At 49.3% G+C, this 19,271-nt stretch carries 20 protein-coding genes; 10 read left to right on the top strand and 10 right to left on the bottom strand.

Annotated elements, in window-relative coordinates:
• Nucleotides 1–47: 47 nt before the first annotated feature.
• From BFP76_RS14095 to BFP76_RS14125, 7 genes are all read right to left on the bottom strand, one after another.
• Nucleotides 48–1,361, bottom strand: coding sequence for a M16 family metallopeptidase (locus BFP76_RS14095; RefSeq protein WP_205661474.1), 1,314 nt, complete (start codon nt 1,359–1,361; stop codon nt 48–50).
• Nucleotides 1,358–2,701 (bottom strand): M16 family metallopeptidase, encoded by a 1,344-nt coding sequence (locus tag BFP76_RS14100; protein ID WP_099594602.1) that lies wholly within the window; start codon nt 2,699–2,701, stop codon nt 1,358–1,360. Before BFP76_RS14100 ends, BFP76_RS14095 begins: the two co-directional genes overlap by 4 nt.
• An 84-nt stretch (nt 2,702–2,785) precedes the next feature.
• On the bottom strand, nt 2,786–3,283 hold the full coding sequence (locus tag BFP76_RS14105) for a DUF3035 domain-containing protein (protein WP_165775729.1): 498 nt from the start codon (nt 3,281–3,283) through the stop codon (nt 2,786–2,788).
• A gap of 57 nt (nt 3,284–3,340) precedes the next feature.
• A complete protein-coding gene (lspA, locus tag BFP76_RS14110) occupies nt 3,341–3,889 on the bottom strand; it encodes a signal peptidase II (RefSeq protein WP_338064521.1) in 549 nt (182 codons plus the stop codon).
• The gene (gene purH, locus BFP76_RS14115) at nt 3,813–5,405 is read right to left on the bottom strand and encodes a bifunctional phosphoribosylaminoimidazolecarboxamide formyltransferase/IMP cyclohydrolase (RefSeq protein WP_099594686.1); all 1,593 of its coding nucleotides are present in this window, start codon (nt 5,403–5,405) and stop codon (nt 3,813–3,815) included. Before purH ends, lspA begins: the two co-directional genes overlap by 77 nt.
• A 55-nt stretch (nt 5,406–5,460) precedes the next feature.
• Nucleotides 5,461–7,095: a heparinase II/III family protein gene (locus tag BFP76_RS14120; RefSeq protein WP_099594605.1), complete on the bottom strand. Its 1,635-nt coding sequence runs from the start codon at nt 7,093–7,095 to the stop codon at nt 5,461–5,463.
• A 57-nt stretch (nt 7,096–7,152) separates the two neighbouring features.
• Nucleotides 7,153–8,445 carry an RsmB/NOP family class I SAM-dependent RNA methyltransferase gene (locus BFP76_RS14125; protein WP_099594606.1) on the bottom strand — a complete coding sequence of 431 codons (1,293 nt, stop codon included), beginning with the start codon at nt 8,443–8,445 and terminating at the stop codon, nt 7,153–7,155.
• A gap of 89 nt (nt 8,446–8,534) precedes the next feature.
• Here BFP76_RS14125 and BFP76_RS14130 point away from each other — a divergent pair, with 89 nt between their 5' ends.
• Both BFP76_RS14130 and BFP76_RS14135 read left to right on the top strand, forming a co-directional pair.
• On the top strand, nt 8,535–8,711 hold the full coding sequence (locus BFP76_RS14130) for a DUF1674 domain-containing protein (protein ID WP_099594607.1): 177 nt from the start codon (nt 8,535–8,537) through the stop codon (nt 8,709–8,711).
• 116 nt (nt 8,712–8,827) lie between these two features.
• Nucleotides 8,828–9,628 carry a hypothetical protein gene (locus tag BFP76_RS14135; protein ID WP_133117444.1) on the top strand — a complete coding sequence of 267 codons (801 nt, stop codon included), beginning with the start codon at nt 8,828–8,830 and terminating at the stop codon, nt 9,626–9,628.
• Here the strand turns inward: BFP76_RS14135 and dapB are convergent.
• Nucleotides 9,625–10,434, bottom strand: coding sequence for a 4-hydroxy-tetrahydrodipicolinate reductase (gene dapB / locus BFP76_RS14140; protein ID WP_099594609.1), 810 nt, complete (start codon nt 10,432–10,434; stop codon nt 9,625–9,627). The genes BFP76_RS14135 and dapB overlap by 4 nt on opposite strands.
• Nucleotides 10,435–10,548: 114 nt before the next feature.
• On the opposite strand from dapB, the gene rbfA reads away from it, so the two are divergent.
• From rbfA to BFP76_RS14160, 4 genes are read left to right on the top strand one after another with little or no spacing between them, the layout of a single operon-like run.
• Complete coding sequence (rbfA, locus tag BFP76_RS14145; protein ID WP_099594610.1) at nt 10,549–10,953, top strand: 30S ribosome-binding factor RbfA; 405 nt, start codon at nt 10,549–10,551, stop codon at nt 10,951–10,953.
• Nucleotides 10,954–10,959: 6 nt separating this feature from the next.
• The gene (locus BFP76_RS14150; RefSeq protein ID WP_099594611.1) at nt 10,960–11,718 is read left to right on the top strand and encodes a sulfotransferase family 2 domain-containing protein; all 759 of its coding nucleotides are present in this window, start codon (nt 10,960–10,962) and stop codon (nt 11,716–11,718) included.
• On the top strand, nt 11,705–12,613 hold the full coding sequence (truB, locus tag BFP76_RS14155; RefSeq protein ID WP_099594612.1) for a tRNA pseudouridine(55) synthase TruB: 909 nt from the start codon (nt 11,705–11,707) through the stop codon (nt 12,611–12,613). The genes BFP76_RS14150 and truB overlap by 14 nt, the downstream gene beginning before the upstream one ends.
• The gene (locus BFP76_RS14160; RefSeq protein WP_099594613.1) at nt 12,610–13,116 is read left to right on the top strand and encodes a DUF1643 domain-containing protein; all 507 of its coding nucleotides are present in this window, start codon (nt 12,610–12,612) and stop codon (nt 13,114–13,116) included. Before truB ends, BFP76_RS14160 begins: the two co-directional genes overlap by 4 nt.
• Here the strand turns inward: BFP76_RS14160 and BFP76_RS14165 are convergent.
• Nucleotides 13,113–14,030 carry an alpha/beta hydrolase gene (locus BFP76_RS14165; RefSeq protein WP_099594614.1) on the bottom strand — a complete coding sequence of 306 codons (918 nt, stop codon included), beginning with the start codon at nt 14,028–14,030 and terminating at the stop codon, nt 13,113–13,115. The genes BFP76_RS14160 and BFP76_RS14165 overlap by 4 nt on opposite strands.
• A gap of 79 nt (nt 14,031–14,109) precedes the next feature.
• Between BFP76_RS14165 and BFP76_RS14170 the strand changes: the two genes are divergently transcribed.
• The 3 genes from BFP76_RS14170 (at nt 14,110) to pnp (ending at nt 17,912) form a co-directional block, all read left to right on the top strand.
• Nucleotides 14,110–14,988, top strand: a complete 879-nt coding sequence (locus BFP76_RS14170) for a DMT family transporter (RefSeq protein WP_099594615.1) — start codon at nt 14,110–14,112, stop codon at nt 14,986–14,988.
• Between the two features lie 126 nt (nt 14,989–15,114).
• Nucleotides 15,115–15,384, top strand: coding sequence for a 30S ribosomal protein S15 (gene rpsO, locus BFP76_RS14175; protein WP_099594616.1), 270 nt, complete (start codon nt 15,115–15,117; stop codon nt 15,382–15,384).
• 395 nt (nt 15,385–15,779) lie between these two features.
• On the top strand, nt 15,780–17,912 hold the full coding sequence (gene pnp / locus BFP76_RS14180; RefSeq protein WP_099594617.1) for a polyribonucleotide nucleotidyltransferase: 2,133 nt from the start codon (nt 15,780–15,782) through the stop codon (nt 17,910–17,912).
• A gap of 289 nt (nt 17,913–18,201) precedes the next feature.
• Here pnp and BFP76_RS14185 read toward each other — a convergent pair whose 3' ends face one another.
• Nucleotides 18,202–18,642, bottom strand: coding sequence for a hypothetical protein (locus tag BFP76_RS14185; RefSeq protein WP_133117445.1), 441 nt, complete (start codon nt 18,640–18,642; stop codon nt 18,202–18,204).
• 147 nt (nt 18,643–18,789) lie between these two features.
• Between BFP76_RS14185 and BFP76_RS14190 the strand changes: the two genes are divergently transcribed.
• Entirely contained in the window at nt 18,790–19,215 is a 426-nt protein-coding gene (locus BFP76_RS14190; protein WP_099594619.1) for a hypothetical protein, read from the top strand.
• The last annotated feature ends 56 nt before the right edge of the window (nt 19,216–19,271 follow it).

Genomic DNA, 19,271 nt, shown 5'->3' on the forward strand with positions numbered 1-19,271 from the left:
CCACTAGGGATAGCATAAATTGACGGGTTCGCGCCATAACAATCACATCAATCGGTACTGGAAACACCCTCTGGTTTTCCAACCACCACGAACCGCAATTCATCGGGTTTCAACAGACGTTTCGCAACGCGAGAAACGTCTTCTATTGTAACCGCGTTCACTTGATCGTTGCGTGTGTTGATATATTCAATTGGCAATTCTTGCGATTGCATCCCTGCCAAAATGCCTGCGATTTGGCTATTACCATCAAAACGCAAAGGATAAGCACCCGTTAAATAGGTCTTCGCCGCGTCCAATTCATCTGCTGTCACACCACCATCTGCCATACGCACCCATTCGGCCCGGATAACATCCAATGCTTCTTTGATGCGCCCATTGGCCGATGCAACGGATCCGCCGATGTAATCGCCAAAATCGCCTGATGCGATGAACGAATAAACACCATAAGTCAGCCCACGTTTTTCGCGCACTTCTTCGGTTAGGCGTGATGTGAACCCACCACCACCCAAAATGCGATTCATCACATAGGCTGCGAAAAAGTCGGGATCATGACGATCAAGCCCCGCTTGCGCCCACAATGCCTGTGCCTGTGGTGTTTCAAATTCAACAACCGTTGTACCACCCGTTGCGCCAAAGGGTGTTTTGGTTGGCATCGGCGCGCCAGTCGCGGGTAAATCTCCCAACAATGTATCCAACATCGGGCCAAGTTCGTCTGCGGTAACATCACCAACAACCCCAATAAAAATACGATCAAGCGCCATGGCGTTTTGATGTGCAACGTTCACGTCATCAGGCGTAAGGCTTTGAACCGTTTCAATTGTGCCCTCTTTTGCGCGCGCATATGGATGATTTGGGAATGACAATTCACGCATTGCTTTGGCTGCGATGGCATCAGGATCGGTTTCATCTGATGCAAGGCTCGATAAAATTTGCATCTTTACCCGATCAACGGCGACCTCATTAAACGCGGGCTTTGTGATCGCTTGCTTTAATAAATCCAACGCCTCTGTTGCATTTGATTTCAAAACCTCTGCTGTGATCGAAACTGAATCGCGGCTTGCGCTGAATCCAAATCGTGCAGCCAAACTTTCAGATGCACGCAAAAACGCGGCCGCATCCATATCTCCTGTGCCTTCTTCCAATGTTGCGGCCATAAGGTATGTCGCACCGCTTTTGTCATCGCTGTCCAAACTGGCACCACCGCGAAACGCGATATCGAATGCAATGATGGGGATAGAAGGTTCAGAAACCAGCCACGCTTTGATCCCATTTGGTGAAGTGACTTCTTGAATTTTCACTTCGGCAAAGCTTGGAAACGCAGTGACCACGAAAATGATAAGGCTTAGAAAAATTCGGATCATTTTGCGGATTCCTTATCTGCAACCAACCATCCTGTTACGGATGCTTTGTTGTTCAATACGTTGCGCGCTGCATTCATGATGTCGTCTGGCGTAACGGCCTGTAATGCATCCGCCCAGCCTTGGACATCGGCGATGGTTAAACCTGCGGTCAATGCCTCTCCATATCGGCGGGCAAGTCCACTTTGATCATCAAGCGCATATATTTCAGAGGCTGCAATTTGGGTTTTCAGTCGCGCCAAATGATCGACATCCACGCCCTCTTGCAAAAATGCATCGATGGTTGCGTCTAGTTCTGCTTCTAACGCGGTCAAACCAACGCCAGGCGCAGGAACTGCATATATTCCTAGTGAATGCGGATCGTATGAAACACCTTCATAAAATGCCGCTTGGTTGATCGACACCTTTTTATCCAACTGCATCCGCTGTCCCATAAAAGATGTCACACCAGACCCACCGAACAGCTCCACAAACATGGTTAACGCCGCTGCTTCTTTTTGATCGCCAGCTTTGCGATTTGTGGCGGCATAGTTTCGAATGACATAGGGTTGGCGCACCCGCGGATCTTCAAAAATTGTGCGAACCGCCGCGCGATGCGGTGGCTCTATCGGGCGGATGCGTTCGGGAATGGCGGTTGAAGGTGTCAGTGGACCGTAATATTTTTGCGCCAGTTCTTTCACGTGGTCAGGCTCAACATCACCAGCCACAATCAAAATGGCATTGTTTGGAGCATAGTAAGTTTTGTAAAATTCCAATGCGTCTTCACGGCTGAGCTGTGCGATTTCATGCATCCAGCCAATCACGGGAATGCCATATGGGTGATTGTCAAACATCAACGCCGTGCGGTGTTCGCTGAACAACGCGCCTGGGTTGCTTTCGGTGCGTGAATTGCGTTCTTCGATAATGACATCACGTTCTGGCAACACCTCTGCTTCGGTTAATTTCAACCCCTGCATTCGATCCGCTTCCAATTCCATCATCAATGGCAAACGATCCGCAGCGATACGTTGAAAATATCCTGTATAATCTTGGTTGGTGAATGCGTTTTCAGAACCGCCATTGGCGGCAACAATCTGTGAAAATTCACCCGCTGCCATTTTATCCGTGCCCTTAAACAACAGGTGTTCCAGAAAATGGGCGATCCCTGATTTACCCGGTGCTTCGTCCGCGGCACCCACCTTGTACCAAACCATGTGCGTTACAACGGGTGCGCGGTGGTCTTCAATGACCACAGCTTGCATTCCATTATCCAACGTAAATGTGCTGACATTTTCATTGTCAGCGATTGCAACCGAGGGGATTATCAACATCGTCATAGCGACGAAAAGGCGGCGAATGTTCATTTCTTCTCCGAAATATATTTCACGCCAAACGTATTGCACCAATTGAATGATGCAAGCCCAACAAACGCGAATGTGAGAAAAATTTTATTCAGCGGGTGGTGCTGTCGGGGTGCGCACACCCAAACGGCGCAAACGCAACAATTCCAATTCGGCATTCAATTCAAACTTGGTATAGGCGCGAATTGTGCTTTTCTGACCAACAAGGCGTTCCAAAACCCGTGGCGGGTTATCTTTGCGTTGTTTCAAATCTTCGGCGGCAAGGGTTGAACGAATGGATGGATCAACACCGTAACGCTGTGCGTTGCGCAGCAATGCCTGTTCGCTGGACCGGACCAAATTGCTATCAAGTGCAGCGCCATTGCCGCCAAGGGCGATTACCGCATCTTTGTTTGGTTCCTGATCAACACGGCTTAGCGTGCCAGGGCGTGGTTCTGGCAATGCACTAAGATCATCAGGCATGGTCAATGGTTTGGTGGGCACCACGGCAAATTCATCTGGGCCTTTGCTGCTTTTGCCAGCGCCACTACACGCTGCCAATGAAACCACAGCAATGCCTGCCAATATAACCGCTGATTTTGCCATCACTATCAAACCTAAATTACCTGTTCGCAGCATCATTAACCCATTTCAAATCAAACGTCACGCCCGTTTGGGCAAGCGTTCGCCAAAGATTATCAAACCAATGGCACCCGCGAAAACCCAAATATCCGCCACATTGAATGAATATGGGTTGTAAAACCCGCAACATGACATGTTTAAAAAATCCGCAACCGCACCGTGCAAAATGCGATCAATTGCATTGCCCAGCGCGCCACCAACGATCAAACCAACCAGCGTTGCCGCCAGCCAACCTTTGAATTGACGCGCCCATATCAAAATCCCAATGCTGATGCCCAGCGCAAGAATGATTAAAAACCATCTTGCCGACAGGCCAGACAACAGACCAAAATTGATGCCTTCGTTCCAACCCATCCGAAAATTTAAAACGGGTGGCAAAACGTCAATCGCGCGTTGATTGATCAAATCCAGATGCCATACGACATACCATTTGGTGAATTGATCAACCAAAAACGTGATTGCAGCAATGATAAGGGCGCGTGGTATCATGTGATCAATGGCGGAAATGGCGCATGCCAGTGAACACCATTGCAAGCCCAGCATCATCTGCGGCTTTGATGACTTCGTCATCACGCATGGAACCACCAGGTTGAATGATCGCAGTTGCACCAGCAGCAGCCGCTGTTAGCAACCCATCCGAAAATGGGAAAAATGCATCAGATGCCACAACAGACCCTTGGGTTAATGGGGCATCCAAACCCATCGCTTCTGCCATGTCTTCGGATTTGCGTGCGGCGATACGTGTGGAATCAACGCGGCTCATTTGCCCAGCGCCGACACCAACGGTTGCACCGTCTTTCACATATATAATCGCGTTTGATTTCACGTGTTTTGCAACCTTCCATGCGAATAGCATGTCTTGCATTTCCTGATCGCTTGGCGCGCGTTTGGTCACAACCTTGAGATCAGCCAAATCAATAGCGCCGTTATCGCGATCCTGAATCAGATATCCACCCGATACCTGACGCCAGGTTTGCCCGCCTGATTTCACATCTGGCAACCCACCGGTTGTTAACAATCGTAGGTTTTTCTTGGCTGCAAAAATTGCCTTGGCTTCGTCCGTAACATCAGGGGCAATCACAACTTCGGTGAAAATCTCAACAATCTTGGTTGCCGTTTCTGCATCCAGCGTTGTGTTCAACGCAACAATACCACCAAAGGCCGATGTCCGATCACAGTTATAAGCATTTTCATAAGCCTCTACCAATGTTTTGCCGCGTGATACGCCACATGGGTTTGCATGTTTGATAATCGCAACAGCGGGGCCATCTTTGGGGTTAAATTCCGCAACCAATTCAAATGCTGCATCCGTATCATTGATATTGTTGTACGATAATTCTTTGCCCTGATGTTGGGTTGCCGTTGAGACACCCGCACGTGTGGAGCCATCAGAATAAAAACTTGCGGATTGATGCGGGTTTTCACCGTAGCGCATTTCTTGCACAAATGTTCCCGCAATCGCACGGCGGCGCGGCGCAGTATTGCCAATCGCATCTGCCATCCATGTGGACACCGCTGCGTCATATGCGGCCGTGCGTGCATATGCGATTTGCGCAAGCTCTTGGCGGAATGCCAATGTCGTTGCACCATCATTCGTATCAAGCTGTTCCAACAAACGCGCGTAATCCTCGACATCCACAACCGTCGTCACAAAACCATGGTTTTTAGATGCCGCACGGATCATCGCAGGACCACCGATATCAATGTTTTCGATGCAATCCTCATAATCGCCACCCTTGGCAACGGTTTCTTCAAACGGGTACAGATTTACTACCAACAAATCGATCGCACCTATTCCATGTTCATCCATTGCGGCAACGTGGTCTTTGTTGTCGCGCAGGGCGAGTAATCCACCATGAACCATTGGGTGCAATGTTTTTACACGCCCATCCATCATTTCTGGAAAACTAGTTATTTCGGACACGTCTTTAACAGGCAGGCCAGCATCGCGGATCGCGGCGGCGGTGCCACCTGTGGACAATAATTCAACGCCCTTGTCGTTCAATGCTTTGGCTAAATCAATCAGCCCCGTTTTATCAGATACAGACAGAAGCGCGCGGCGCATTTTCACAAGGTCGTTTGACATTTCCATTCCTTTGTCATGATGCCCAGCCAGTGCAGATTGGCCAAGCAAACCCGCATCAACCGCGGGTCAGGCTCCAACTTATGCTGCCCTCATAATCGGTTGCTTGCGAAGTTACCACAATCTGTTTGGTCGCACGCATTTTTAATCGTCCATCTTCGACATATGCGCTGTCTTGAAGCTCTATTTTTGAATTCTTGCTTTGGAAAACCCAGACCGTGCCATCGGGTAAATGCAATGAAACGGCGCGGCCATTCATACCAATTTGCGCATCCACATCGGGATGGATGTGAAAATGTGCATTGATTGGCATTGTGTATTTGCCGTGAAATGTCATCCAATTGTCAAACCGATTGGTGGCATCCGCACCTTCGGCCACCAAACGATCACGACCGCGAATAATGCGCCCGTTGCGCGCCACATCGATGCTGCGAAAATGTTCAAGCCCATGCGTATGCACATACCCGCTGTGTTTGCACACCAGCATTTGATATTCTTCATTTTCGCTATGGGTAACAACAGGGGGATCAAGTTCACTGTTTTTACCCATTTCGGCATTTTTTTCTGGCGCTTTGCCAAGGATTGAAACGGTGTTATGCGCACCTACTTCTGCGCTGGCGCTGTGCCATTCATCACCATAATAATGCCCAGGGCCGACATTGACGAATATTGGATATGCTCCCGCGGACAGCTCAAATGCAAGGGGGCTGTTATGCGCCAATGCGCCCGTTGGTTGATCACCCGTATCCACCAAAATCGTCACTCCCGATTGGGAAAGCCGTGCATAACCCATGCCCCCCAATGGATAAGCAGCGAGCCGAATACTCGCATCCGCCAAGGTTTGATCCAACAATCCATCACGCCCACGCCCACCGCCGTGAAAATGTGCAAGCCCCCCATCGCCCAACCTTAGCGCGCGCAACGTGGGCACGATACGTTCCATCGCCAACAAATGTTCGCGATGTGGTATATGGCCCGCATCACTTAATGATTGCGCTGCCCAAGTTAACAGTGTGAAAATTTGCAACAATTCCTCTGGATTGCGCGATTGAATGCTACCATCGCTTTGAATGCTTTTCTGGCATTCCGCCCCCAACGAGCGCAACGCGGGTTCCAAAAGATTTGATTTCGTTTCCAGCGCAAGCCCACAATAAACCAAGCCAACCATTGCCTCGAACCGTGGTAATCCAACGGGTGCTGCTTTCCATCGGCGCGACAGAAAACTGGCCTGATGTCCCAATGATTTAAAATATTGCACTGAACGTTCTGTGGGCTCACCCTGCAACAATAACAGTGCATGATTGACCCAACGAATGACGCGGCGCCCCGTGATATGAGGAGACCAGCCCGCACCCGCGCCAGAACCATAATGTTCAATCCAATACCAAAGCCATTCTTTGGATTTTTCTTTGCCATCTTTGGTCCCCAGCGCCACCAAATCATCCAGCCACGCAAAACCGTGAATATCCTTGGCAAAGGCTGTTGTGTTTGGTTCGGCATCCCAAATGGATCCATCAGGCACCACAACCAGTTCACCAGCAAATAAAAAATTTCCTGAAATCAACTGCATGCCACGATTGGGCAATCCAATTGATTTTGGTTCTGGGTAAGAAACGAATGCTTTGGCAGGGCGTGCAAACCGCGTTAAGCGCGCCGCAATTGCATTGCCAATTTCCGTTCCGATAAACCCCATATGTGCTGCCTGTTTTTTTCTATCCGCCAGTTTCCATGACGCGTTATTTTGGCAAGTTTACGCGTTCATTTGAAATTTAGCTACGAAAAATCCATCCATGCCACCTTCTGCTGCCCAGAAATCAGGACGCAGTCGAAGATCACCCGTGGGTGTTGCGGCATCTTGGGGCAATCCCATATCCGTTGGAGACAGGCGCAGATGGGTTAAACCATTGTCCTCATCGACCAGCCAATCTGATTGATCTTCGCCTTCTTCGGCAAATAATGAACAGGTGCTGAACACCAATTCGCCGTTTGGTTTTAACCATTTCAGCGCCTTGGACACCATCGCTTGTTGCAACTCGACCAGCGCATATAAATTCAGCTGATCAATCAACAGGGGCAAATCTGGGTGGCGACGCACAGTGCCCGTTGCCGAACATGGCGCATCGATCAAAATTGCATCAAACTGAATTTCAGGTTCCCATTCCATGGCATCTGCAACAACCAATTCGGCATTTAATCCTGTGCGTTTCAAATTTTCACGCACCCGTTTCATGCGATAATTCGATATATCTAGGGATGTCACATCCGCGCCCATCGCGGCCAATTGCATGGTTTTACCACCAGGTGCGGCGCATAAATCCAATACGCGTTTACCCTTTAAATCGCCAAAGCAACGCGCAGGTATTGTTGCCGCTGCATCTTGTATCCACCAATCGCCCGCATCAAATCCATCAAGCGCGGAAATCTGTGCATTGTGATACATGCGCAGCCCACCCGTGGGCAGAACCACTGCATCCAATCGGTCTGCAAATTCATCCAGTCGCGATGCATCCTTAAGCGAAATATCAACAGGGGCGCCTTGTTCATGGGCAGCTTCGATTGCATCGGTGATTTCGCGGCCATAAATGCCAATCATATGCTGGCGAAATTCTTTGGGTAAATGTTGTGGTGCTTGCCCGTCAAAATGTGTTGCACCATCGGCCACCAATTTTCGTGCAACCGCATTGGTTAACCCAGAAAAATGGCTGGTACGACGATTGTTTTTGACCAAGGTCACCGCCGCATCAACCGCACCATGTGGCGCAATGCCATCGATCAACAATTCAGCGGCGCAAAGGCGCAAAATGTTATGAACCGCGGGTGGTGGACGTTTTGTTAAAAACCGTGCCAAGACAGCATCAAGCCGACCAAGATATCGCAAGGTTGTTGTTGCCAATGATTGAGCACGTGCGCGTTCTGCGGGTGCTAACCCAACCAGTGGACCATCACGACGATCCAACACTTCGGACAACAACCGTTGCTCGCTCAGTACTGCGTTCAACAATTGTGCCGCCGCTTTGCGCGCCTCTAAACCTTGTTTTGCCATCGAATAGTCCTTTCACCGCACCCTCTACCCCAACAGTTGCGACAACAACAGGGCTTTTGCATGAATAGATAACAGGTTATATTGCGCCCATGACCGATAAAGACGAAAAAATCAAAGCCGCCGCCAAACGCGCCCTAAAAGAAGCCGCAGAACGCAAAGCGGAAACACCCGCAAAACCACGCCCAACCGAACTGGGCGGGCGTGATGGGCCTGAACCAACACGATTTGGCGATTGGGAAAGAAAAGGCATAACGTCTGATTTTTGATATGCGTCGATAAAATTTGAAACAACTACGCGCAAAGAAATGCGCTGTGCCATCAAAATTTTACCAACCGTAAACACTGTTTCATTATCAAGTCAGCCAACTGGATGGGGCTGACATTGTTGAAATTGATTATCCGCGTGGTGATTGGCGGCATATTTTTATGCACTGCATTCGCGACACAGGCACAAAATGAAACCAACCGATTTTGGTTAATGTGGGAACAAAGCCGGATTGATCTGGCGGCATGTTTGCACGATGGCCTATGCGATCCTAAACGATCATTTGTCACCCGCCTGATTGAAGAACCCGATTCCGCACGTGCACAAAGTGTATTTTACGAATTGGATCGCGTTTCCCTTGCGCGACGCCAACCGCCCATTCACCCTGAAACCCCAATCGTTTGCCCCGCTAATTTCTACAGGATTGAACAACCAGCATCACCATCATTACAGGTAAACACCGATACTCCAGATTATGAAAAAATGGAAATCAGCGATAAACTCGCACCGTTAAAAAACCTCCCTGGGGTTTATTTCAAACTCGACGGGGTTCGCGGCCCCACGGATGATGGCGGCAAATTTGGCAAGCAACTGCACGGATACGTCACCGATGCGATGAACAAGGCTGGCATCCCAATATTAACCAAAGAAGAATTGGAAAACACGCCCGGGAAACCCCAATTCAGCGCGTCATTTTCCGGCACACAATCCAACGGATGCACATGGCGTGTGTCTGCAATGTTGAAACAAACCGTTCTTTTGTCACGCGATTTATCGGTGAAATTGGCCAGCACAACCTGGGCTTCGTTTGGTGGGTTTGATGCGGCACAACCCAAACAAGATGAATTTGATGCGCTTACCATGTTGATCGACAAATTCATCACCGATTACAAAAAGGCGAATGAGATAGCGGATTAAAGCCCAAGCACATCCATCATATCATATTCACCTGGGCCTTTGTCCTGACCCCAAAGCGCGGCCTTGACCGCACCGCGTGCAAATATATTGCGATCCGTTGCCAGATGACGCAACACAATCCGTTCGCCGTCTGCCGCAAAAATCACATCATGTTCGCCCACAACATCACCGCCACGAATGGCGTGAAAACCAATGTCTCCGCGCTTGCGCTCACCCGTAATGCCATCACGCCCCCGATCGGAAACATCATTCAGCGCAACACCGCGCCCTGCCGCGGCGGCCTCGCCCAACATCAATGCCGTGCCTGATGGTGCGTCCACCTTGTGCTTGTGATGTGATTCCACGATTTCAATGTCAAAATCTGCATCCAATGCTGCCGCTACCTTCTGTGTCAGCTTGGTCAATAGGTTCACACCCAATGACATATTGCCCGCACGAATGATCGGCGCATGGCGCGCAGCGGCGGATAGCTTTTTCAAATCATCTGGCGCAAATCCAGTTGTGCCAATTACATGTACCGCACGTGCCTGTGCTGCCAATTCAGCATGGGCAATTGTGGCCGCTGGTGTAGTGAAATCGATGATTGCTTGGGATCTTGCAAACACTTCCAACGGGTCATCTGAAACGATTACACCATTTAGCGCACCGCCCATGCACTGCCCTAAATCCTGTCCAATCCAATCATGCCCAGCGCGTTCTGTGACCCCCGCCAATGTGGCATTTTCATTGTCCAAAACAGCCTTGATCAACATCTGACCCATACGCCCCGATGCACCCACAATTGCAATCGCTGTTTTATTTGACATGATTAAATCTCCAATTCTGCTGCAAATCCTTTACAATGGGATTGCACGAATGGCAAAGCCTGCCTTGCGATAGATCGCCAAAGCGCATAAATGGGCGCGAAAAGGATACACACCATGGCAAAACGCAACGATTTTTCCCCACAAGGCCCAAGCCAGCGTCAATTGCGCGTTGGCGAATTGATCCGCCGTGCGGTTGCGGAAACGCTCCAACGTGGGGATATTCATGATCCCGATTTGGCGCATGTATCCATCACTGTGGGCGAGGTCCGCCCAACGCCTGATCTTAAAACCGCAATTGTGTTTGTGTTACCCCTTGGCGGTATCAATGCAGAGGCGGTGATTGATGCACTCAATCGCAACACCTATGAAATTCGCCGCGCGATGAACAAGGCCGTGACTTTGAAATTCTCACCCAAACTAAAATTCGTGTTGGACACGACATTTGACAATCTGGATGAAACACGCCGCCTGTTGTCCCAAGACAAGGTTGTCAAAGACATCGCGTCAGACGACGAATAATCCGATATGCTGACCCGTCAGATTCAATCGCTTGCACGTTTTCATAATGCGTCGCCGCCGCCAAATTATGGTAAGAAACTGACAACAACATCACAATATCCAATCCTGTATCGCCAAATCACCAAATGCGGCTGTACGTTTATGAATAATGTGTTGCGCAATTTGGATGGGCGCGACGATGATCACAACATCCTTGCAACGGCGTCTACCAATGATGACATCATGCAAGCCACGCATAAATTCATCATTATTCGAAATCCAATTGATCGCTTTACGTCACTTTATTTCGACAAAATCATGGGTGAAGACAGCAAGGTCCAGCGCAGCGTTTTACGCCGTGGCTTGGTCGATTTGAATGCTGGTGATAACATCGACACGCATCAAGAAAACTGTGTTCGCGTGTTGCGGTATATCAAAAAAACGCTAAGCCCAACATCCAAGCACAAGCCGAACTGGCATTGGAAACCGCAATTGTTGCGCCTAAAACAAGTGACCCCGTTTAATTTCAACGTGGTCACGTTGGAAGGCATGATTTGGCAATTGCCACCGCTCTTGCACGATATCGCACCTGACTTTGCACAAGCGATGTATGATGTACCGCGGCGCAACATTTCTAAAAAAACTGTCGATCCCAAAGAAATGATTGTCCAAGAAATCGAGGACATGTTGATCGACATTTACCCGATGGATTTTCAAATCTTTGACGAAGTGTCCGCATATTGGGATAAACGCAAACAAGAATTGGTAAAAAATGGCACGGCGTAAAAAAGGCGATCGCGTGGATGGTTGGCTGGTGGTTGATAAACCAAGCGGCATCACATCTAGCGCAATGGTGAACAAGGTGAAATGGGCGATGAACGCGCAAAAGGCGGGCCATGCCGGCACGCTTGATCCCGATGCGACGGGTGTGCTGGCCATCGCCCTTGGCGAGGCGACAAAAACCGTGCCCTACATTACCGATGCGACCAAGGCTTACACATTCATCGTACGCCTCGGTCAGGCGACCAACACCGATGACGAAGAAGGCGAAGTGATCGCACAATCAAACCTACGCCCCAGCGATGATGACATCCGTGCGGCACTGGTTCAATTCACAGGCGACATCATGCAAATCCCACCCAAATTTTCCGCTGTGAAAATTGATGGGCAGCGTGCATATAAATTGGCGCGTGATGGTGATGATTTTGAAATTCAGCCCCGCCCCTTGTTCGTCGAAGAATTGCGTATGGTATCACGTGATGATGCGGATCACGTCACGCTTGAAATGGTCTGTGGCAAGGGGGGATATGTGCGATCCATCGCCCGTGACTTGGGCGCGGCACTTGGCTGTTATGGTCACGTGAAATCGTTGCGCCGCATTTGGTCTGGCCCGTTTGAATTGTCCGACTGCATCACGCTAGAAACTATCGAAAAATTGGCCAAGGATCCCGCTCTTCGTGATCATTTGCTACCGCTAGAAACAGGATTACATGATCTAGAACAGCTCTCTTGCACACCCGAGGCGGCGGCAAAACTGCGCAATGGCAACCCCGCGTTGGTGATCGCATCCGAATTGGATTACGGCGACGAGGCTTGGGTTGCCTGCAACGGCGAACCCATTGCCGTTGGCGTTTACAAGGCGGGCGAATTGCACCCCAACCGCGTTTTCGTTCCCGCATGATCACCCGCAGTCACACCAAGGGCGATGCCCCATCGGTTGCGATTTATTCCGATTGCGAACAATATCGTTATGCGCTGACCCGTGTTTGGGATGATACGGGCAAACGCGCATTGTTCGTTATGCTCAACCCATCCACCGCGACAGAGGTGCAAAATGATCCCACCGTGGAACGCTGTGAACGGCGTGCACGTGCCCTTGGGTTTGGGGCATTTCGTGTCACAAATATTTTCGCATATCGCGCCACCGATCCACGCGACATGCGTGCACAATCCGATCCTGTTGGCAAGGAGAATGACACGGCCATTATGGATGGCGCGGCTTGGGCGGATACGGTGATATGCGCTTGGGGCACCCATGGCGAACATATGGGGCGCGGCGCGTTTGTGGAACGATTGTTGCGCGATCAATCAAAACCGCTGACCCATTTGGGATTATCAAAAGCGGGGCATCCAAAACACCCACTTTATATCAGCTATGCCAAAGAATTGGAAAACTGGGGCTAACCTTCGCTTAAAATGAAATGGGCGATTTCATCCATGACCAGTGGTGACAATGGCATATCACTGGGCGGGAACGTTAAATCCGTTTCTTGAAACACATGATTAACCCCATCGAAAATGCGCAATGTTGCATGGGGCAATGCGCGTGCCAGATTGCGCGCATCTTTGGGTTTGATGCGCACATCCGTATCGCCCTGAATTATCAAAACGGGTTTCATCAGGTTTTGCACCACCGCGATTGGATCATAGGTCATCCAATCAATGAAATAGGCTTGGTTCACCGGTGAAAATAAATCGCGCAGCGTGATGGGAATATCATCCTGATCGATCATATCACCACCTTTCATCGCATGAACCGCATTATCAATTTTACGTAAAATCCTTTTGCTACGGGTGTAGCGGGTAAGCTGTTCTTGCAAAATTACATCGATGCCACGCCCAGCGGACGCCGCCAGTATCACACCACATACCTTCGCATAGGAATCGCGCATCGCTACGGTGGTGACCAATCCCCCTTCGGAATGGCCCAGCACCCAAACACAACGATTGTCCGCAATGCGATCAATCCAGACGCGCACGTCATTTGCATAACCTGCAATGCGCAAATCATCGCTGTTACGAATGGCACCTGTTGAACCATAACTGCCGCGTTTATCAATGCGCAGCGTTGAAATCCCCCGCGCAGCCATTTCATTCGCCATTTTGTGATACACACCCAGCCCAAGTGCGGGGGGTTTTTGTCCATCGCGATTTATCGGACCTGATCCAGGTACAATTAACAGCAACGGCGCGTCATCGTCGATTTGGTGAAACGTCCCTGCCAATTGCCCAAATTCGCCAGCCGCAAAAATTTCAAATTCATCCGCATCGACCGAAATCGCCCAAATGATCAGAAAAATTGCCAGCAATTGTTTCATGAACCTATCCAAGCACTAATAATCAATCCACGCAAATAATGGCTTTACTCCTTGCGGATAATCGCCGAAGTCTGGCGCCATGAATGATCAAACCAAAGGCTTACTCATTACCATATTCGGTGTGTTGTGCATTGTGCCCGACGCGCTGTTTGTGCGCCTGATTGATGCCAGCGCCATGACCGTCACCATGTGGCGCAATTTGTTATGTGGTGGCGTGATGCTGATTGCGATGTTGCTTTTGCATCGCGGTCAAACATTTGCGGCCATTCGTGCTGCGGGTAAGGCGGGGTTGATCTATGCCGTTTGTGCGGCGGGTGCGTCGATTTTATTTGTAGTTTCGGTGCGCTTGACCACGGTTGCAAATACCGTATTCATCATTTCTTCCCTGCCCATATTTGCCGCATTTTACAGCTGGCTTTTGATGGGCGAACGGATCAGCAAACGCATGGCATGGACCATCGGGCTGGTTATGATGGGGCTTATCATCATTGGCTATGGCTCGCTTGGGCAAGAGGGTGGTAATATCTGGGGTGATCTGGCGGCACTGGGCGTGGCGGCAATATTTTCGCTTGGCCTGACCGTGGCGCGACAGAAAAAATCGGTTTCAATGGTGCCAATGGCGGCTGTGGCCTATCTGGGTTGTGGGATATTGCTTATCCCGTTTAGCCAACCTTTCAGTGTTCCCAGTGATGATTGGATTTATGTTGTTCTACATGGCGGTGTTTTTATCGCGATCAGCACGGCAATGCTGGCCATCGGCCCACGATACATTCCATCTGCGGAGGTCGCGGTCATCATCTTGCTTGAATCCGTGCTCGCACCATTGTTGGTTTGGTTCGTGATCGGTGAAGAGCCACATACATCTGCATTGATCGGTGGTGGATTGGTGATTGGGGTGTTGTTCATATCAAATCTGATCGTGCTGACACGCAAACGCCCACAAAACGCGGTTAAATGATTCCGCTTTCATTTTAAGACAAACCCGATTATACGCGCCAAATCCGATTCATTTTGGATACTCCAAGGGCCTTTCTGGACGACATCCCGGATTGTGCCATAACGCTAACCTTTTAAGGAGACCCCGATGTCGATAACACCAGAGCGTAAAGCTGAATTGATCAAAGAATTTGCAACAAAACCGGGCGACACTGGTTCACCCGAAGTTCAAGTTGCGATCCTGACATCACGTATTTCAACACTGACAGAGCACTTTAAAACCAACAAGAAAGACAACCACTCACGTCGTGGTCTTTTGAAAATGGTTGCGCTGCGTCGTAAACTGTTGGACTACACACGTGGCAAAGACGAAGCGCGTTACCAAGACCTAATTAAACGCCTTGGCATCCGCCGCTAAAGGTTTCGATACATTCGTATCAAACGATCAACGCCCGCCTCAATTGAGCGGGCGTTTTTTTGTGGGTTATGTGAAACCGCACAGAGCGCGGCAGCGTTAGATGTATCCAGTCTGTTTTCTCATCCTACCATGTGCTAAAATTCAAATTTACGACTATTCCTAAATTCAATTAATATCATTGGGCATTACGCATTCGCCTATTTCCTTCAAAATATACCGTCAAAATTCACACCCCTTCCCATAGACGCGTTTTCCCTGTATACGCCCGCCTATCTGAGACGTGATGCTTTGACCTCGGCACATGAAATAGGATTGAGGTCGGTGGCAATGGGGCCACCATTTAGATCGGGAGACCTTGGAAGGCCAAGGAGTGCTCCCTCGTTAGGAAACGATACATGTTTAACGAAGTAAAAAAATCAATCCAGTGGGGCGAAGAAACCCTAACACTGGAAACAGGCAAGATTGCACGCCAAGCTGACAGCACCGTTATCGCCACATTGGGCGAAACTTCTGTTTTGGCTGCGGTTGTTTTTGCCAAGAAAGAAAAGCCGGGAATGGACTTCTTCCCGCTGACTGTGAATTACCAAGAAAAATATTACGCTGCGGGTAAAATCCCAGGTGGCTTTTTCAAACGCGAAGCGCGTCCAACAGAAAAAGAAACACTTACCGCACGCTTGATCGACCGTCCAATTCGTCCATTGTTCGTGCCGGGTTTCAAACATGAAACACAGGTAACATTGACCGTATTGTCACACGATCTGGTCAATGACCCAGACATGGTTGCGATGATCGCGGCATCTGCGGCGCTAACATTGTCAGGCGCACCATTCCGTGGCCCAATCGGCGCATGTCGCGTTGGCTTTGAAGATGGCGATTACATCTTGAACCCAACGGTTGATGATATGCACGACATCCGCAACAAACCAGAACAACGTCTGGATCTTGTTGTTGCCGGCACCAAAGACGCCGTGATGATGGTTGAATCAGAAGCATACGAATTGTCAGAATCCGAAATGCTCGGTGCGATCAATTTTGCCCATGAACAAATTCAGCCTGTGATCGATTTGATCATCGACATGGCCGAAGACGCCGCCAAAGAGCCATTTGATTTCCAAGCACCAGATTATTCCGATCTGTACGCTGTTGTGAAAAAAGCTGGTGAAAAGGCTGTTCGTGCCGCATTCGCAAACACAGACAAACAAGAACGCACCGCCGCAATCGCGGCCGCACGTGAAACAATCATCGAAGCCTTGAGCGAAGAACAACAAGAAGACCCAAATCTGGGCTCTTGCATGAAAAAGCTTGAAGCAGAGGTTGTTCGCGGTGACATCGTGAAAACAGGCAAGCGTATTGATGGCCGTGATCTGTCAACTGTACGCCAAATCGTTTCTGAAACTGGCGTTTTGCCACGAACACACGGTTCTGCATTGTTCACACGCGGTGAAACGCAAGGCTTGGTTGTGACCACATTGGGCACAGGCGATGATGAACAAATGATTGATGCGCTGAACGGCACATACCGCTCACCATTCTTGTTGCACTATAACTTCCCGCCATATTCCGTTGGTGAATGTGGTCGTATGATGGGCCCAGGTCGTCGTGAAATCGGTCACGGTAAATTGGCATGGCGTGCATTGCAGGCGGTTTTGCCACCAGCAACCGAATTCCCATACACAATCCGCGTGGTATCAGAGATCACTGAATCAAACGGCTCGTCTTCAATGGCGTCTGTTTGTGGTGGCTCTTTGTCCATGATGGATGCGGGTGTACCATTACGCGCACCTGTTGCGGGTGTTGCCATGGGCTTGATCCTAGAAGAAAACGGCGAATATGCTGTTTTGACAGATATCTTGGGCGACGAAGACCACCTTGGTGATATGGATTTCAAAGTTGCGGGTACTGAAAACGGTATCACATCTTTGCAAATGGATATTAAGGTCGCGGGTATCACACCTGAAATCATGGAAAAAGCGATGGCACAGGCCAAAGATGGCCGCATGCACATCCTTGGTGAAATGGCGAATGCACTGACAGAGGCGGGTTCGTTCTCTGAACATGCACCGCGCATTGAAACCATCCAGATCAACCCAGAAAAAATCCGCGAAGTGATTGGTTCTGGCGGCAAGGTTATCCGTGAAATCTGTGAAACATCTGGCGCCAAAGTCGACATTAACGACGACGGCGTGATCAAGATTGCATCATCAAACGGCGAGCAAATCGAAAAAGCCCGCGAAATGATCATGTCAATCGCCGCAGAACCAGAGGTAGGCACAGTCTACACTGGCACCGTGGTCAAGGTGATGGATTTCGGCGCATTCGTAAACTTCTTTGGAAAACGTGACGGTCTGGTGCACGTATCCCAAATGGCGAACGAGCGCGTAAACCACCCGAACGATTTGGTCAAAGAAGGCCAAAAAGTAAAAGTGAAATTGATGGGCTTTGATGACCGCGGCAAAGTGCGCTTGTCTATGAAAGTTGTCGATCAAGAAACTGGCGAAGAAATCGCCGCAGAGAAAAAAGAAGACTAAGGTTTTCGAAAACTCTGAAAAATTGGAAGCCCTCGCATTTGCGGGGGCTTTTTTGATTGCACAGTACGCATAGGCTACCTAAAGTTGACAATTAACTGATAAAGACCTATTTATGTCTTGTGCCTTAAAGAGCATTTTGAGTCGGTATCACCTGTAAATTGACCCGCTCATGTGGAAGTTAAGTTTGACAGGAAACTTAATTGCAGGACACTTCGGGTGGTTTCCGACCCCTTGAGCTAAGGAAACGCTGCTACTGCAAGCACACAGAATTAGAGCGCGGCACCTTATGTTAAGGTGTCGCGCATTTTTGTATGTTACCGACCTTAACTCCATGTGGTTTTGTTCCCGAAAATGCGGTCACAATTGACCAAATGTTTTTATCGCGCTGCTCTTTCAACTCTAATATACATGTACCCGCACTAGAACGAACAGCCATAACTCGCGAATGTTTAAAACTGCCTCCCTCATAAAAAATTGGCGTACCGACTTTAAGTATAGTGGTTACATAATTTGGGACTTCTTCCCAAGTACCAAAACCCGCTTGCATCATTTCCTTTTTGTGCTCAACCCAGATATGTTTGGCTCCATAGCCTCTATGAGGACCGCGGTGCTTTCCAACGGGTAAACGAATGTCACCTGCGGGAATAACAAATCTCTTAGTATTCTTCTCAGGGATAACACCGAAACAAGTTTGCCCAGTTTCGGGATGGAACAGCAATTTTTGTGACAAAAAACTTCACCTAATATATTTTCAATTATATATGCACAATCAAATGGAGAACTGCAAACCTTCTAATAGGGAACAATTTGCTCTACGACAGCGTACCGCCCCCACCCCCCATTTGCCCCAACCCTCAACCTTTGCTACCATCCCCTTATGCGTACACCTTGGCATATCTGGCTGATCGGCATTGTCTCTCTGATCTGGAATAGTTTCGGAGCGCTTGATTATGTCATGACGCAAACCCGTAACGAGGCTTATCTTGCCAGCTTTACCCCAGAACAGCTTGCGTTTTTTCACAGCTTTCCCGCATGGGCCGATGGTACGTGGGCGCTGGCGGTTTGGGCGTCTGTGGCGGGGTCAATCCTTTTGCTGTTGCGCTCGCGCTTTGCGGTGACGGCATTTATCATTTCATTCATTGCCATGATCATCACCACGTTCCACAACTTGGTTTTGGCAGAGGTGAAAGCATATGAAATCATGGGGCCAGAGGCCGTGATAATTTCCATTGTTATATTCATCATCGCGCTTGCGCTCATGCTTTATGCGCGGGCGCAAAAAATGCGCGGCGTGTTACGCTAGACAGGCGTAAATTTCTGACCTAATCCTTTGGCAAAACCAACCAAAGGAAAACAACC

It is taken from the genome of Paramylibacter kogurei (assembly GCF_002742285.1).
Taxonomy (GTDB): domain Bacteria; phylum Pseudomonadota; class Alphaproteobacteria; order Rhodobacterales; family Rhodobacteraceae; genus Amylibacter; species Amylibacter kogurei.